This window comes from Chryseobacterium sp. ERMR1:04 (genome assembly GCF_001297705.1).
Taxonomy (GTDB): domain Bacteria; phylum Bacteroidota; class Bacteroidia; order Flavobacteriales; family Weeksellaceae; genus Chryseobacterium.
Genome location: NZ_LIRF01000003.1, coordinates 587,529 through 602,708, shown reverse-complemented (window position 1 = coordinate 602,708; position 15,180 = coordinate 587,529). Strand labels below are relative to the sequence as shown.

The following is a 15,180-nucleotide window of genomic DNA, read 5'->3' as shown; positions in this document are numbered from 1 at the left end:
GTTAAATTGATATATTACAATAAATTAAATAAAAATAAAGTGAAAGTATCAAAATTAGCAGCCAACCTGATTGGTTCTGAAATTGTAAAAATTGGTAATGAAGTAAATGATTTAAAGGCAAAAGGAGCGGAGATAGCCAATCTTACCATTGGTGACCTGAATTCTAATATCTACCCGATACCGGCAAAGTTGAAGGAAGAAATTCAGAAAGCATATCAGAACAATCTGACAAATTATCCTCCTGCAAATGGACTTTTATCTTTAAGAAATGAAGTATCTAAAGACTTAAAAACAAGATGGAATCTTGATTATAATGCGAATGATATTTTAATCACGGCAGGGTCAAGACCTTTGATCTATGCGGTTTATAAAACAATCGTTGACGAAGGGGACAAAGTAATTTACCCTACACCATCTTGGAATAATAATCACTATGCTTATCTTACATCAGCAGATGCTGTAGAAGTTAAAACAACACAGGAAAATAATTTTCTTCCTACCGCAGATGATTTAAGACCACACCTGGATGGAGCTGTTTTATTGGCACTTTGTTCACCATTGAATCCAACAGGAACTATGTTTACAGAGGCGCAACTTTCAGAAATCTGCGAGTTAGTAATTGCTGAAAACAAAAAAAGAGGTGAAGATGAAAAGCCGTTGTACTTAATGTATGACCAAATTTATTCTAACCTTACTTTTGGAGCAAAACATGTAGACCCTGTGTCTCTTTTCCCAGAAATGAGAGAATACACAATTTATATTGACGGTATTTCTAAGTGCTTAGCAGCAACGGGAGTACGTGTAGGTTGGGGATTCGGACCTGCTCTTATCATTGATAAAATGAAAGCTCTTTTAACACACGTTGGAGCTTGGGCACCAAAACCGGAACAGGAAGCAACAGCAAAATACTTTGAAAACCCAGAAGATGTAAACACTTTTGTAGACGATTTCAAAGGAAAATTGGAAGCGAGCTTGAAAGTTCTTCACCAGGGAATTCAAGATCTAAAAGGAAAAGGATTAGCTGTTGAAAGTATTGAGCCAATGGGTGCATTGTACCTTACGATCAAATTAGATTATATCGGAAAAACAAAACCGGACGGTTCTGTTATTGAAAATTCTTCTGATTTAGTATTCTATTTAATTAACGATGCGGGGGTAGCATTAGTTCCATTCTCTGCTTTTGGAGAAGCAAAATCTGAGCCTTGGTTCCGTGCTTCTGTAGGAGGATTGGCTACTAGCGAAATTGAATTGATGATGCCTAAATTAGAGAATGCTCTAAACAAGCTTGCATAAAAAAAACATCCGCAATTAATTGGTTTGCTTATGAATATAAAGGAAGGACTATGAAATTATTTTGATTTTGTATTTATCCGTACTTTCTAAATCAAATAAGCTTGCAGTTAATTGCGGTTATTAAACACATAAAATGATGAATAAAATTAGATGGTTACTACTACCGATCTCGGTATTGGTATGGTCTCAAAAAAATGATAGTATAGCTGTTGATAAAATTGAGAAAGGAACACAGTCTCAAAGCTATACCTTGAAAGATGGTTCTGTTAGAACGTATCCCAAGCCCAAACTTCTTGAATTTATTACAAAGGCTCCAAAGGATTTTATCGATACGAATAAAGATTTTGTAGCAAAGGACCATGCCTATTATTTGGGAGGTGCCGTGGCCAGTACTTTGATTTTGATACCTTTTGATCAAAAATTAATAGATAATTCTAGGGAAGTTGCAGAAAAATGGGGAATGAGTGCCGATAACAACTACAACAAAGTAGCTGGAATTGTGAAAGTTCCAAAAGATATCGGGGCCGGACTTTACCTACTGGGAAACGGATCTACCGTTGTACTATTAGGGGTGGGTTTTGCGACCTATGGTTTACTCAAAAATGATTACAGAGCCCAGGCGACAGCCAGTGGTTTGATGGAGAGTTTAATACTATCAGGCGTATTTTCACAAACCATTAAAAGGATTACAGGAAGAGAAAGTCCTTTCATTGCAGCAGAAAATGGTAATCCCGGAGGAGATTGGAATCCTTTTCCTAGCTTTTCGGCATTTCAAAAGAATACACCACATTATGACGCCATGCCGTCGGGACATTTAACAACATTTGTGTCTGCTTTAACGGTAATTGCAGATAATTATCCTGATTCAGTCTGGATAAAACCTGTCGGATATACGTTGGCAGGAGCGTTGTGTTTTCAAATGATGCAAAGTCAGGTTCATTGGGCATCAGACTATCCTTTAGCTTTGTTAATGGGATATTTTATAGGAAAAACAATTTCCAAAAACAGATATTCTGTTTCTGGGTTTAGCGCCGGACATGTAAAATATAAACTAAATGTTACAGCTTCTAGAATTTCAGAATACAATACGATAGGAGTAAAGCTATCTTTTTAATAAGAAAGGCTTATATTTAAATAAAATTATAAAAATTAGAATTATTCAATGAAAATCATCGCTGTTATTCCCGCTCGTTATGAAGCAAGCCGCTTCCCAGGAAAATTAATGCAGATGTTAGGCGAAAAAACCGTCATCACTACAACCTATCAAAATGTGGTAGATACAGGTCTTTTTGATGAAGTTTTTGTGGCTACAGATTCTGAAATTATTTTTACTGAAATAGAAAATAACGGAGGAAAAGCAGTCATGACCGGACAACATGAAACAGGGAGCGATCGTATTGCAGAAGCAGTTCAAAGTATTGATTGTGATATTGTTATCAATGTTCAGGGAGACGAGCCTTTTCTTAAGTTGGAACCTTTAAGACAATTAATTGAAGTCTTCAAAGAAGATGTTAATCAGGAAATTTCTTTGGCCTCATTAAAAATAAAGCTCACTGAAAAAGAAGAAGTTGAGAATCCTAATAATGTAAAAGTAATTACAGATAATAGTGGTTTTGCCCTGTATTTCAGTCGTTCAGTGATTCCTTTTCACAGAGAAATTTCGTATGACATCAGCTACTTTAAACATATCGGTGTGTATGCTTTCAGAAAACATGCCTTACTTCAGTTTTCAAAACTGGAGATGAAACCATTGGAAATCTCAGAAAAGATCGAATGCATCCGTTATTTAGAATATGGAATGAAGATTAAAATGATAGAAACCAATTTCGTAGGCGTAGGAATTGACACGCCTGAAGATCTTGAAAAAGCAAGAAAGCTGATTTAAGAGGATTCTTAATTGTGTCATTCAGAGCGGAACGAAGTGGAGTGTGGAATCTAAACATTTATATAAATTTTTCCTTGTGTCTAAATGATAGAAGAAACGTTGAGTTTTTTCACATAGGATTATGTTTTACTTAAATACAGAACCTTTTTTGAAGGTTTTGATGAATATCATTGTTGAGATTCTTCCAGAATGACAAACTGTTATGTGTGTATTTTAATTGTTAAAACATAATAACCAATACACTAGCTGGAACAATAACGATTCCTCCACAGTAAGAGTTGGTACAGAACCTCGGCTACCAACACAAAAAAAATTACCATACACCCAATCCATTTAGCATATTATTAATAGAAGAAGTCATTACAAAGCCTTATATTTGAATTTATAAATTGAATTAATGAAGAAATTACTTTTAGTTTTCGTCCTGATTTATTCGCAACTCTCTTTTGCGCAGACGGCAAAGGAAATCATAGATAAAAACATCGAATTATCCGGAGGATTAACAAATTGGAAACTGTTAAATTCAGTATTACTTCAGGGAAAAGTAATCTTAGGAGTTAAAGATGAATATCCTATCAAAATCTATCAACAGCGCCCAAATCTTACGAAAACTGTCCTTACAATTAATAATAAAGATACAGCTATAGAAGGATATGACGGAACTAAAGGGTATGCGATGAACTATGCTACCAATAAAGTGCAGGAATACACAAGCTATATTCCTGAAAGTTTTGATAACGATTTTATAGATTGGGAGAACAAAGGTTTTGAGGCTAAATACTTAGGTAAGGAAAAAGTAGGAGATATCTATTGTCATAAAGTAGAGCTGACGAAAAATGTAAATAAGAATTTTTACTATTTCGATACCCAGACCTATATGCTTTTGAAAGAAATAAAGAAAGAAGAAACAATAAGCTATTTTGATTATAAGAAAGTGGGAAGCCTGCTAATGCCTTTCAGAATAGAATCTTCAAGTGCTAAAAAAGACGGAGATTACGTAATGCTCATCAATAAAATTGATATCAATAAAGTGTTTCCTGCCAATATTTTTAAATTTTAAGGACTAAAAACAACAGCAGCAAAACTGCTAACTAAAATAGATAAGAATGAAAAAGTTTTTTTTATTACTGCTTTCTTTTGTAACTTTTTTTAATAGTTGCGCGCAGAAGAAAGGTGAAACGTCTAAAGCTAAAACCAAAGAACTTATGGGAAAGACAATATACGATTTCAAAGTTAATGCCTTAGAAGAAGGGAAAGAAATTAATTTTGCCGACTTTAAAGGAAAGAAAATCCTTATCGTGAACACAGCTTCTGAATGTGGATTTACCCCACAATACGCTGATCTTGAGAAGGTATACGAACAGTATAAAGACAAATTGGTGATTGTAGGTTTTCCTGCCAATAATTTTGGCGGACAAGAACCGGGAACAAACACTGAAATTGGAGCATTCTGTCAAAAAAACTATGGCGTAACATTTCCATTAGCCGCAAAAGTTTCTGTAAAAGGAAAAGATACAGCACCTATTTTTCAGTATCTAACAGAAAAAGACTTAAACGGTGTGAAAAATACCACCATCCTTTGGAACTTCACAAAGTTTTTAATTGATGAAAACGGTAAGTTGATCGATACATTTATCAGTACAACAAAACCCACAGACAAAGCGATTACGAAGTATTTGCAGTAAAATAACAAAAATATATTTTTTGCAGAGTGGGTGTTTTTCATCCACTTTTTTTATTTTTGAATATGAAAAAACTACTAATCATTTTTATTTTAATCTTTTCTATTAAAGGGTTTTCGCAAGACGGCTATTTTTTTGGAAAAACAAATTATTGTACCCCTGAAAAATCAGAATCAAAAAAGAATTTTGAGATAGGTATAAGAGCACTTCAATATCCTGAATTTTACGAAAAAGCAAGTAATATTCTTGTTTTGACTGCAGATAAAGATCCCAAATATTGTGATGCTTTTTTCCTGGCAGGATATCTTTTAAGATTACAAAACAAGCATGAGGATGCTATTGCTTATTATTATGTTGCCGATAGCTTAGCACAAAATAAGGCTCCGATATTTAAACAGAATCTTGCAATTGAATTCATGAGATTTGGAAAAGCTGATGAAGCCAGAAAAAAATATGAAGAAATGGTGAAATATTTCCCAACAAATCCTGAAGGATATTATGGGATTGCCAATACATCTATCATGCTAGCTGATTATGATAAAGGGATAGAAAACCTTAAGGAAGCAGAAAGTCTATATAAATATACGGGTGGAATGAAAGCTGACGGAAAGTATATGTATGGAATGTTGTACACCCTGAAAGGTAGCTATGACGAGGCTTTACCTTATCTTGAAGACGTACATTCTGCCTATAAAAAAGATGATAATTATTTAGCGCTTTATGCTTTATCTCAAATAAAAGTTGGGAAAAGTAAGAATGATGAAAAACTAATGAAAAAAGCTAAACAGATTTATGAAAAAATAAAAGATAAGCCTATTGCCGAAGAAATTTCTAAGAAATTAAAAGAAGAGTTCTCCTAAATTTAATACAATATATCCTTCGACTCTGCTCAGCTGAGTGCATTCAAATCATACGATTAGTATTAGAAATGTTAAGCTGAGCGGAGTCGAAGCTTTTATATCATAAAAAGGCAGTAATTAAATAGAGTAAAATTCAAAATTGATTTTATTCACTTTTCACATTAAAATCAGGCATTACTTTTCTCTGCAAAACAAAATATATTCCCCAGTTTAATACTCGAATAACCATTACTCTTTATTTTAGAAGAATTAATCATTGCTTTGGCTAAAATATCTGTGGGAAGTGGTTTCTGACTTTCCAACAACCCGAACTTATTCGCAAATTTTATAATTCTGCTTCCTAAAACTTCTCCGGTTCTTTCGGAATTTTTTCTTTCCAACATTCCGGGTTTAAAAATGGTGATTTTATTGAAATGTAATTGTTTTACAGCTTCTTCCAATTCACCTTTCATTTTAGAATAGAAAATTTTTGATTGAGGATTGGCTCCGTACGCAGACACTAAAATATAATCATCAACCCCATTTTCTTTAGCAGCTTTGGCAAATTCGTACTGATAAACAAAATCAACTTTTCGTTGTGCTTCTTTACTTCCTGCCGCTTTTAAAGTGGTTCCTAAGCACGAAAAGGCAACATCTCCCTTTACAGAATCTTTCCATTCCTCGGGTTTGTCAAAATTAACAACATGAACATTGAGTTTGTCATGTTGCAGATCAATAGGTTTTCTTACAAAAATATCTACTTCCTTGAAATTTTCATCATTAAGTAATTGACTCACCAAATCCTTTCCTGTAGCACCTGTTGCGCCGATTACTAAAGCTTTCATAATAAATGTAATTCGTTACGATGGATAACTTTCGTTTTCCTTTCTTAAATTTACTAAATTTGAATTAAAATTTACTATTTAATTTAAATAATAAACCCGTGTTTCGATTCAGAAGTATGATAAGGTAAAGCTGCTTAGTTTTAACAATGTCATGCGGAACGGAGTCGAAGCGTATATAAAATTATTACCAATTACTCATTACATATAAACAAATGGATGCCAACGAAATTTTAGATTATTGTCTTGCGAAAAAAGGAGTTACAGAAACTTTTCCTTTTGATAATGAAACGCTTGTAATGAAGGTCGGGACGAAAATATTTTTATTAATGGGCTTAGAAAGACAGCCATTAGGAATCAATGTAAAAACAGATCCGGAATGGAGTGCAGAGCTTCGTGAGCAACATCCACAAATCACAGGAGCCTTCCATATGAACAAAACACATTGGAATTCGGTTTCTATAGATGGATTAAAAAGAGATTTGATTTTTAAATTAATTGATCATTCTTATGATTTGGTATTTAAATCTTTAACTAAAAAAGTGCAAAGTGAAATTAATGATTTTACATAAAAACAATAGATAGTGTTGAATTAAATCAATTTTTTAAGGTTTTAGGTAGTGATTATTAGTTTATTGTAATGTTTTATGTACTAAAAAATAAAAATTATTTTTAAAGGCATTAAATTTGTTATGAATTGCTGTAAAATGATATTAACAAAAAATAAAATACAAATGAGAAAAAATCTTACATTACTAGTGGCTGCAGGAGTATTATCGGTAACTGTATTCAGTTGTGATAAGGACGGTAAGAAACCGCTTTCTGAGAATACTGAGGCAAAATCTGAAAAGCCAAATCCATCTGAGAATCAGGAAAATCTAAAATTAGAATTTACAGGTACGGATAATTTTACCATTAAAAATCCAAAATTAAAGGTCAGTTTATATGCTCATGATCCGCTTTTAGCAGATGCACCGGCTACCTTAATTACAGAAAAAGAGTATGTGCAAACCTCAGTTCCTTTTACGATTGATATGCCTATTCCTAAAGATGCAGCAAGCCGTATTGATCCAAAAACTGCAGACCGTATGAAATATTATGTTTCTATAGAATGGGATTCTGACGGAAATGGTAAAGCGGGTGAAAAAAGAGATATTTATATAGACCATGATAAGGAATTTCCTAATGTGAAATTAAATGGAGAACTACAAAAGGTCTATTTGAAAATACTAAAATAAAATATAGAAGTCAACTGTTTCATACACAAGGTGTGAAACAGTTTTTATTTTAAAAGATAAATTCTTTTGGTTAATTTTATAAGACCTTCAAAATTGATTTCCTTATTGAAAACAATCTATGAATTTACAGCGATCTTTTTAAGGCATACAATTTGTAAGGAAGTTCAGGTAATAATAACAAAAAAATAAAGAGACAAATGAGAAAAAATCTTTCATTATTAATGGCTGCAGGAGCATTATCGGTAACCGTATTAAGTTGTAATGCGAATGAAAAGAAAACGCTTTCTGAGAATACGGAGGCGAAAACTGAAAATTCAAATACAGCTGATAAACAAGATATTTTAAAAATTGAATTTACAGGAACCGATAATTTTACGATTAAAAATCCTAAGCTTAAGGTAAGTTTATTTGGTCACGATCCGCTTTTAGCAGATGCAGCAGCTACCTTAATTGCAGAGAAAGAATATGAGCAGAAATCGGTTCCGTTTACGATTGATTTACCTGTACCTAAGGATGCCGCAAAACTTGTTGATCCAAAATCAGCAGATCGTATAGAATATTACATTTCTACGGAATGGGATTCTGACGGCAACGGGAAAGCCAATGAAAAAGGAGATGTATTCATTGATCATGATAAAGCATTTCCTAAGGTGAAATTAAATGGAGAATTACAAAAGGTTTATTTAAAAATACTAAAATAAAATGTGTTAAAGAGCTGTTTCATACCAACGTGTGAAACAGTTTTTTTTAAAAGATAAATTCTTCTGTTAATCTTTTATCTTCATCAAGTCTTTCGATTAATTTTTCCAATCCTTCAAACTTTATTTCTTCATGAAGGAAATCTCTGAATCTCACGGTGATCTTTTCATCGTAAATATCTTCATTAAAATCAAGGATATATACTTCAACCGTTAGTTTATCCCCATTAACAGTAGGATTCGTACCCACGCTTAGCATTCCTTTATATTGCTGACCTTTCACAAAAGTTTCAACAATATAAGCTCCTTTTTTAGGCAATAGCTTAAGAGATTCTGTGGCGATATTGGCAGTGGGATAACCGATTGTTCTTCCGATTTTCTTACCGTGCGTTACGGTTCCGGAAACAGAGTAGGAGTACCCTAACATTTCATTAGCTTCCTTAATATCACCTGTTAAAAGCGCATTTCTTACTTTGGTAGAGCTGATATTGTTCTCATGAATGTTGATGGCTTCCATTTGCTCAACCTCAAAATCTAATTCTTTAGATAATTGTTGAAGCAATTCAAAGTTTCCACTCTTATTTTTTCCGAAAGAATGGTCGTAACCAATAATTAAATACTTTACGTTGAGTTTTTCAACTAAAATCTGACGAACAAATTCTTCACCTGTTAAGTTTCTAAACTCTTCATCAAATTCTTTTAGGAATAAATTATGGATACCATATTTTTCCATCAATGATTTTTTTTCCTCCAGTGTATTCAGAAGCTTTAAATCTTCATTGGGGTTAAAAATAAAACGTGGATGTGGCCAAAAGGTAAGGATAGCAGTTTCCAAATTGTTCTCTGAACCCACTTTTTGTAATTCATCGATAATACTTTTATGCCCTAGATGCACTCCGTCAAACATACCTAAAGACAATGCTAGAGGCTTTTGAGAAGAATAATCATTAAAATTCTTGAAAACTTTCAAAACGGAAAAAAATTTGACTGCAAATATAAAGCCTTTAAATTATCTATAGTAATATACTAAGGTTTATTTTCAGGGAATGCTATTTTACACTATTTATTATATGGTTTCTAATGCTTTATAACGTTCTTTTTGTTGGAAAATTATAAACAATAAAAAAGATTTCACCTTATTTTTAAGAGAAGTGCGTCGTAAAAACGCATTATTATATTCAAATTAAATGAAAATTCAAAAAAATAAGCATCAAAATTTACATTTAATAGGGCGAAAAAAGCATGATAAAAATCTTTTTTTTACCAATTGCGGGTTTGCTAAGAATCATTATATTTGCACCAAGAAAAAATTTAGCAATGGCAAACCAAATTAAAGGAAAAATTTCTCAAATTATTGGTCCTGTAATCGACGTAGTATTTAAAGATGTGGAGTCAATTCCAAGTATTTATGATGCATTGGAAATTACAAAAGGAAACGGTGAAAAAGTAGTCTTAGAAGTAGAACAACATATTGGTGAAGATACAGTAAGATGTATCGCAATGGACGCTACAGACGGTCTTCAAAGAGGGCAAGAGGTAATTGGATATGGTAATCCTATTACAATGCCAATTGGTGAAGCTGTGAACGGAAGACTATTCAACGTTGTTGGTGATGCTATCGACGGTCTTCAAAATATTTCTAAAGAAGGTGGTCTGCCAATTCACAGACCAGCTCCAAAATTTGATCAACTTTCAACTTCTGCAGAAGTTTTATTCACAGGTATTAAAGTAATCGACTTAGTTGAGCCTTACGCAAAGGGAGGTAAAATTGGGTTGTTCGGTGGTGCAGGTGTAGGTAAAACAGTATTGATCCAGGAGTTGATTAACAATATTGCAAAAGGACATGGTGGTCTTTCTGTTTTCGCTGGAGTAGGTGAAAGAACGAGAGAAGGAAATGACCTTTTGAGAGAGATGCTAGAATCTGGAATCATCAAGTATGGTGACGCATTCATGGAGTCTATGGAACACGGTGGTTGGGATCTTTCTAAAGTAGACCTTGAGGTTATGAAAGAATCTAAAGCTGCATTCGTTTTCGGACAAATGAACGAGCCACCAGGAGCAAGAGCTAGAGTAGCACTTTCTGGTCTTACATTAGCTGAGTACTACAGAGATGGAGGTGAAAGCGGGCAAGGTAGAGACGTACTTTTCTTCGTAGACAACATCTTCCGTTTTACACAAGCTGGTTCTGAGGTATCTGCACTTCTTGGTCGTATGCCATCTGCGGTAGGTTACCAACCAACATTGGCATCTGAAATGGGGGCGATGCAGGAGAGAATTACTTCAACTAAAAATGGTTCAATTACTTCAGTACAGGCGGTTTACGTACCTGCGGATGATTTAACTGACCCGGCTCCGGCAACAACGTTTGCTCACTTAGATGCAACAACAGTACTAGATAGAAAAATTGCTTCATTGGGTATTTATCCAGCAGTAGATCCATTGGCTTCAACGTCAAGAATCTTGGCTCCGGAAATTATCGGTGAAGAGCATTATAACTGTGCTCAGAGAGTAAAAGAAATTCTTCAAAGATACAAAGCGCTTCAAGATATTATCGCGATCCTTGGTATGGAAGAACTTTCTGAAGAAGATAAATCTGTTGTTTACCGTGCTAGAAAAGTTCAGAGATTCTTATCTCAGCCTTTCCACGTAGCAGAACAGTTTACAGGTCTTAAAGGATCATTAGTAGATATCAAAGATACAATCAAAGGATTTACAATGATTATGGACGGTGAATTAGATCACTTACCAGAAGCTGCTTTCAACTTGAAAGGAACTATCGAAGAAGCGATCGCAGCAGGAGACAAAATGTTAGCTGATAACGCATAATAATGCTAATTGCTGATAGCCAATAGCTATTAGCCAAAAGCCAAAAGCAATTTAAAATGAATATAAAAATTTTAACACCAGAATACGTAGTTTTTGAAGGAGAAGTAAACTCTGTATTGTTGCCTGGAAAGAATGGTGAATTTCACATCATGACAAACCACGCAGGAATTGTTTCTTCTTTAATCGGAGGTAATGTAAAGATTTTTGCTGATTCTATTGATGAAGCATATGCTAAAAACTTTACACCTACTCAGGAAGGAGGAAACGGATCTGTTTTTTCTTATCCTATCAAAAGCGGTGTTGTAGAATTTAATCATAATAAAGGAATCATCCTTTGCGAATAATTAAATGAAACGCTAAATATATTTTCAAGAAAGTGTAACTTTGGTTACACTTTTTTTATGCCTTGTAAAAATCTGATTCTATGAAGGGAAATATGATCATGTTGTTTACAGTTTTGAGTATGATAGTAAACGCTCAAAATATTAAAACCAAGAGAGGAATTGTAAGTCTCGATGGAGTGCATGTTGCCAAGATATCCAATAAGTCTAATGAATATACTTTTCTGGATCTTAAGGAAACTCCAATATACACAATCCAATTTATTGATAAAAGCATCGTAGATTCTGTAAGAGACAGCTACATTAAGCTTAATCGTGTTTACAACAGAGAAAAAATATTAGATCTGGACTATATTTCTCCATCTGCTTTTTCAGGTGAAGAACGATCGGCTGTATTTACCTCTATAAAAGACTTGAAAATCATTGATAATAAAGGAATCAATGTAAAGACCCTGGATGATATTTTTAATAATCCACCCAAGCGAAAATTGGATAGCAAAACGAAGGATGCCTACACCACAAGAAGTAAAATTGATCGACTTAAAATTGAGGTCAATAATGTAGGTGAAATTATAAGCAATGGTGTTCCGGTAGGCTACTTTACCAATCTACCCGCAAGTTTCGGTTCTGAGGATACTATTTCCGAAAAGACTTTTGTGGATATTGAGATCTATGATGCTAAAAGTAAGTATATAGGAAAATATATTACCACCACTAAACAGATTAAAACTGCAGGAGGAAAGACTTTTACGCTGTACAGAGAGATGTCTGGGAGAGCTTCCATTTTAAAATTTCCTACTTATAAAGCGATCGTAGAACGAATGGCCATAATGGATCCTACCTTTATTAAGTTTCAGGACAAAGTAACCGTAGGAGAGGTTGTAAAAGATGGTGTTCAAAAATAAAATGATCAATAAGAACGAGCTTTAGCCCGTTTATATAAGGATAAATTCAATTGGCTTTATCCAAAACTTACAAAAAACTCTTGAAAATTAATTTTCAAGAGTTTTATTTTCTATTTACTTTGTCATTCCATAGGAATCTAGACTCTAATATTTCTATAAACTATGTTGAAGACAATGGGTATAACACTAATTTTTTTTAACGCAAAGTTTTGAATACAAAAATTTATTATTTTTAAGTAGGCAAAGAGATGCGGCAAAGTCGCTGATGAAGGTAGCTTCTTACGAATCAATTATATTGATTCAATTCTTTACTCCCTTAAATATGTAGAATTAATAATAAACCTTTGCGTTAAAAAACTTTCAACTTAATTTCTTTAGTAATCCATCTTAACTATAATCTTTATACCAATCATAAAAATTAGCTTTTTTATGGAAATAAACTTACAAACTCAAAACAACACCATTATCTTTCAACTGCTGCATCGGTTTTGAAAACCAGAATAATTCAAAGTCTTCTAAATTTTCCTCAAACTGCATCTTCAATTGTTGAAGGGTAATTTTTTTAGCATTATCTGTCGAATTTTCCTGAAGAACTTTTATCAGCCATTCTGCTTTTTCCTGCTCCAAATCTACCGTTATTACATTCGTTTTTAAATGGAATGTAATTCGTGTATACGGCCACGAGTTCTGCTTTTTTGTTTTTATGTAATTCTCAGCGATTACGTTTTTACTTAAAAATATGATTTTTGAATTGCCTTTAAATTTGAAATCACCATCATCTAAAAGACAATCATGAATGTAATCGGGATGAATGGTTGTTTTAGGAATTTTAAAATCAAACCAGTCATTGAGTGGAATTTCAAAATTAATTCCATGCATATAATTGAAAAGAGATTTTTTTAAACCAAAGCTAAATTTACCATGATCTATTCCTGTTTTGTCTGTAAAATCAATGTCGTTATTGGCAAATAAAATCTCTTGCTTAATAGGAACAACACCAAACTCCTCCGGATTTAAACCAACAGGGGAATGGGCAGTCATGGCAAACTGATGCCAAAATCCACTTTGTAAAATTCCCATTTCAAATAACTGGCGTACCATTTCCAAAGAGTCAATCGTTTCCTGAATCGTTTGGGTAGGGTAGCCGTACATCAGGTAGGCATGAACCATAATTCCCGCTTCAGTAAAATTTCGGGTAACCTGAGCCACTTGTTCTACAGAAATTCCTTTGTCGATTAATTTTAGCAATCGGTCACTTGCTACTTCCAATCCACCTGACACCGCAACACAACCTGAAATTTTTAATAGAAAACAAAGATCTCTGGTAAAGCTTTTTTCAAAACGAACATTCGTCCACCAAGTCACAACGAGATTTCTTCGTAAAATTTCCAAAGCAACTTCTCTCATTAAAGCGGGTGGGGCTGCTTCATCTACAAAATGGAATCCTGTTTCGCCAGTTGTGGCAATTAATTCCTCCATTCTGTCTACCAAAATTTTGGCAGAAATAGGTTCGTAAATTTTAATGTAATCTAAAGAAATATCACAAAAAGTACATTTTCCCCAATAGCAACCGTGCGCCATCGTTAATTTATTCCATCTTCCGTCGCTCCATAAACTGTGCATCGGATTGGCAATTTCAATAACGGAAATGTATTTATCTAACTGTAAATCAGTATAATCGGGAGTTCCGATATCTGCTTGCTTATAATCGTGTCTTTTTGAATTGTTTTTATAAGTAACTTCTTGATTTTCAATTAAAAAAGTTCTTTTGAATTCTGATGTTTCTACTTCGTTATTAACGCTTTCACAAAGCAATTCAATCGGAAGTTCACCATCATCCAACGTAATAAAATCAAAAAACTCAAAAACTCTTTGATCTTTAATTTCTCTTAATTCCGTGTTTGGAAAACCACCTCCCATGGCTATTTTTATATGAGGATAATTTTCTTTAATAAACTTGGCACATCTAAAAGAAGAGTACAAATTTCCCGGAAAAGGAATTGAAAAACAAACCAATTTGGGCTGTACAAGTTCTAGTTTTTCATGAAGAATTTTTAATGAAATATGATCAATAAAAGTTTGATCTTCTGATAGTTTTAAATAAAGCTCATCAAAAGAATTGGCACTTTTGCCTAAGCGCTCTGCATATCTGCTGAAACCAAAATCTGAATCTACATTTTCAACAATATAGTCGGATAAATCTTCTAAATATAAAGTGGCTAAATGTTTAGCTTTATCTTGAAGTCCCATATTTCCGAAAGCAAATTCCATATCATCTAACTGATTGAAACGGGAAGCTTCCGGTAAAAAATTCATGCTGCAGATCTGTCTTGCCAACGTAGGATTTTTCCCCTGTAAAAAGAGAATTACCTGATCTATGGTTTTTACATATTCATCTTTTAACGCAAAAATTCTCTGAGAATTTTCTGAAATATTTTTAAGATCAATGGGTGTATCGAAAATTTTCTGAATTCCTTCTTTTGAAAATAATTCTAAAATAACTTCAATCCCCAAATCAATCTGATAGCTTGAAATATTTTTGGTATTTAAAAAACCTTTAATATAAGCGGTAGCAGGATAAGGAGTATTAAGTTGTGTAAATGGCGGAGTAATAAGAAGAAGATCTTTCAA

The 15,180-nt window shown here is 33.4% G+C and carries 15 protein-coding genes; 12 read left to right on the top strand and 3 right to left on the bottom strand.

Annotation, left to right across the window (positions count from 1 at the left end; all coding sequences use genetic code 11):
• Positions 1 to 39: 39 nt before the first annotated feature.
• The 6 genes from AMQ68_RS02860 (at position 40) to AMQ68_RS02835 (ending at position 5,720) form a co-directional block, all read left to right on the top strand.
• A complete protein-coding gene (locus AMQ68_RS02860) occupies positions 40 to 1,293 on the top strand; it encodes a pyridoxal phosphate-dependent aminotransferase (RefSeq protein ID WP_054510003.1) in 1,254 nt (417 codons plus the stop codon).
• Positions 1,294 to 1,426: 133 nt separating this feature from the next.
• Positions 1,427 to 2,407, top strand: a complete 981-nt coding sequence (locus AMQ68_RS02855) for a phosphatase PAP2 family protein (RefSeq protein ID WP_369678595.1) — start codon at positions 1,427 to 1,429, stop codon at positions 2,405 to 2,407.
• Between the two features lie 48 nt (positions 2,408 to 2,455).
• A complete protein-coding gene (gene kdsB / locus AMQ68_RS02850; protein ID WP_054509104.1) occupies positions 2,456 to 3,178 on the top strand; it encodes a 3-deoxy-manno-octulosonate cytidylyltransferase in 723 nt (240 codons plus the stop codon).
• A 397-nt stretch (positions 3,179 to 3,575) separates the two neighbouring features.
• On the top strand, positions 3,576 to 4,238 hold the full coding sequence (locus AMQ68_RS02845; protein WP_054509103.1) for a histidine kinase: 663 nt from the start codon (positions 3,576 to 3,578) through the stop codon (positions 4,236 to 4,238).
• 46 nt (positions 4,239 to 4,284) lie between these two features.
• Positions 4,285 to 4,863 carry a glutathione peroxidase gene (locus AMQ68_RS02840; protein ID WP_054509102.1) on the top strand — a complete coding sequence of 193 codons (579 nt, stop codon included), beginning with the start codon at positions 4,285 to 4,287 and terminating at the stop codon, positions 4,861 to 4,863.
• A 62-nt stretch (positions 4,864 to 4,925) separates the two neighbouring features.
• Positions 4,926 to 5,720: a lipopolysaccharide assembly protein LapB gene (locus AMQ68_RS02835; protein WP_123905586.1), complete on the top strand. Its 795-nt coding sequence runs from the start codon at positions 4,926 to 4,928 to the stop codon at positions 5,718 to 5,720.
• A 167-nt stretch (positions 5,721 to 5,887) separates the two neighbouring features.
• Here AMQ68_RS02835 and AMQ68_RS02830 read toward each other — a convergent pair whose 3' ends face one another.
• On the bottom strand, positions 5,888 to 6,544 hold the full coding sequence (locus AMQ68_RS02830) for an NAD(P)H-binding protein (protein WP_054509100.1): 657 nt from the start codon (positions 6,542 to 6,544) through the stop codon (positions 5,888 to 5,890).
• Between the two features lie 212 nt (positions 6,545 to 6,756).
• Between AMQ68_RS02830 and AMQ68_RS02825 the strand changes: the two genes are divergently transcribed.
• The 3 genes from AMQ68_RS02825 (at position 6,757) to AMQ68_RS02815 (ending at position 8,480) form a co-directional block, all read left to right on the top strand.
• Positions 6,757 to 7,113 carry an MmcQ/YjbR family DNA-binding protein gene (locus AMQ68_RS02825; protein ID WP_054509099.1) on the top strand — a complete coding sequence of 119 codons (357 nt, stop codon included), beginning with the start codon at positions 6,757 to 6,759 and terminating at the stop codon, positions 7,111 to 7,113.
• Positions 7,114 to 7,275: 162 nt separating this feature from the next.
• The gene (locus AMQ68_RS02820) at positions 7,276 to 7,779 is read left to right on the top strand and encodes a YbaY family lipoprotein (RefSeq protein ID WP_241775037.1); all 504 of its coding nucleotides are present in this window, start codon (positions 7,276 to 7,278) and stop codon (positions 7,777 to 7,779) included.
• A gap of 197 nt (positions 7,780 to 7,976) precedes the next feature.
• The gene (locus AMQ68_RS02815; protein WP_054509098.1) at positions 7,977 to 8,480 is read left to right on the top strand and encodes a hypothetical protein; all 504 of its coding nucleotides are present in this window, start codon (positions 7,977 to 7,979) and stop codon (positions 8,478 to 8,480) included.
• A 46-nt stretch (positions 8,481 to 8,526) separates the two neighbouring features.
• Here the strand turns inward: AMQ68_RS02815 and AMQ68_RS02810 are convergent, their stop codons facing one another.
• Positions 8,527 to 9,447, bottom strand: a complete 921-nt coding sequence (locus tag AMQ68_RS02810; RefSeq protein ID WP_054509097.1) for a bifunctional riboflavin kinase/FAD synthetase — start codon at positions 9,445 to 9,447, stop codon at positions 8,527 to 8,529.
• A 347-nt stretch (positions 9,448 to 9,794) separates the two neighbouring features.
• On the opposite strand from AMQ68_RS02810, the gene atpD reads away from it, so the two are divergent.
• From atpD to AMQ68_RS02795, 3 genes are all read left to right on the top strand, one after another.
• Positions 9,795 to 11,303: a F0F1 ATP synthase subunit beta gene (gene atpD, locus AMQ68_RS02805; protein ID WP_054510000.1), complete on the top strand. Its 1,509-nt coding sequence runs from the start codon at positions 9,795 to 9,797 to the stop codon at positions 11,301 to 11,303.
• A 56-nt stretch (positions 11,304 to 11,359) separates the two neighbouring features.
• Positions 11,360 to 11,647 carry a F0F1 ATP synthase subunit epsilon gene (locus AMQ68_RS02800; RefSeq protein WP_054509096.1) on the top strand — a complete coding sequence of 96 codons (288 nt, stop codon included), beginning with the start codon at positions 11,360 to 11,362 and terminating at the stop codon, positions 11,645 to 11,647.
• Positions 11,648 to 11,727: 80 nt separating this feature from the next.
• Positions 11,728 to 12,549, top strand: coding sequence for a hypothetical protein (locus AMQ68_RS02795; RefSeq protein ID WP_054509095.1), 822 nt, complete (start codon positions 11,728 to 11,730; stop codon positions 12,547 to 12,549).
• Positions 12,550 to 12,990: 441 nt separating this feature from the next.
• Here the strand turns inward: AMQ68_RS02795 and AMQ68_RS02790 are convergent, their stop codons facing one another.
• On the bottom strand, positions 12,991 to 15,180 hold the full coding sequence (locus AMQ68_RS02790; RefSeq protein ID WP_054509094.1) for a radical SAM protein: 2,190 nt from the start codon (positions 15,178 to 15,180) through the stop codon (positions 12,991 to 12,993).

What these genes read in the sequence shown, in the direction of transcription:
- AMQ68_RS02855 (WP_369678595.1), top strand. Translation starts at nt 1,427, where the DNA reads ATGATGAATAAAATTAGATGGTTACTACTACCGATCTCGGTATTGGTA.
- kdsB (WP_054509104.1), top strand. Translation starts at nt 2,456, where the DNA reads ATGAAAATCATCGCTGTTATTCCCGCTCGTTATGAAGCAAGCCGCTTC.
- AMQ68_RS02845 (WP_054509103.1), top strand. Translation starts at nt 3,576, where the DNA reads ATGAAGAAATTACTTTTAGTTTTCGTCCTGATTTATTCGCAACTCTCT.
- AMQ68_RS02840 (WP_054509102.1), top strand. Translation starts at nt 4,285, where the DNA reads ATGAAAAAGTTTTTTTTATTACTGCTTTCTTTTGTAACTTTTTTTAAT.
- AMQ68_RS02835 (WP_123905586.1), top strand. Translation starts at nt 4,926, where the DNA reads ATGAAAAAACTACTAATCATTTTTATTTTAATCTTTTCTATTAAAGGG.
- AMQ68_RS02830 (WP_054509100.1), bottom strand. Translation starts at nt 6,544, where the DNA reads ATGAAAGCTTTAGTAATCGGCGCAACAGGTGCTACAGGAAAGGATTTG.
- AMQ68_RS02825 (WP_054509099.1), top strand. Translation starts at nt 6,757, where the DNA reads ATGGATGCCAACGAAATTTTAGATTATTGTCTTGCGAAAAAAGGAGTT.
- AMQ68_RS02820 (WP_241775037.1), top strand. Translation starts at nt 7,276, where the DNA reads ATGAGAAAAAATCTTACATTACTAGTGGCTGCAGGAGTATTATCGGTA.
- AMQ68_RS02815 (WP_054509098.1), top strand. Translation starts at nt 7,977, where the DNA reads ATGAGAAAAAATCTTTCATTATTAATGGCTGCAGGAGCATTATCGGTA.
- atpD (WP_054510000.1), top strand. Translation starts at nt 9,795, where the DNA reads ATGGCAAACCAAATTAAAGGAAAAATTTCTCAAATTATTGGTCCTGTA.
- AMQ68_RS02800 (WP_054509096.1), top strand. Translation starts at nt 11,360, where the DNA reads ATGAATATAAAAATTTTAACACCAGAATACGTAGTTTTTGAAGGAGAA.
- AMQ68_RS02795 (WP_054509095.1), top strand. Translation starts at nt 11,728, where the DNA reads ATGAAGGGAAATATGATCATGTTGTTTACAGTTTTGAGTATGATAGTA.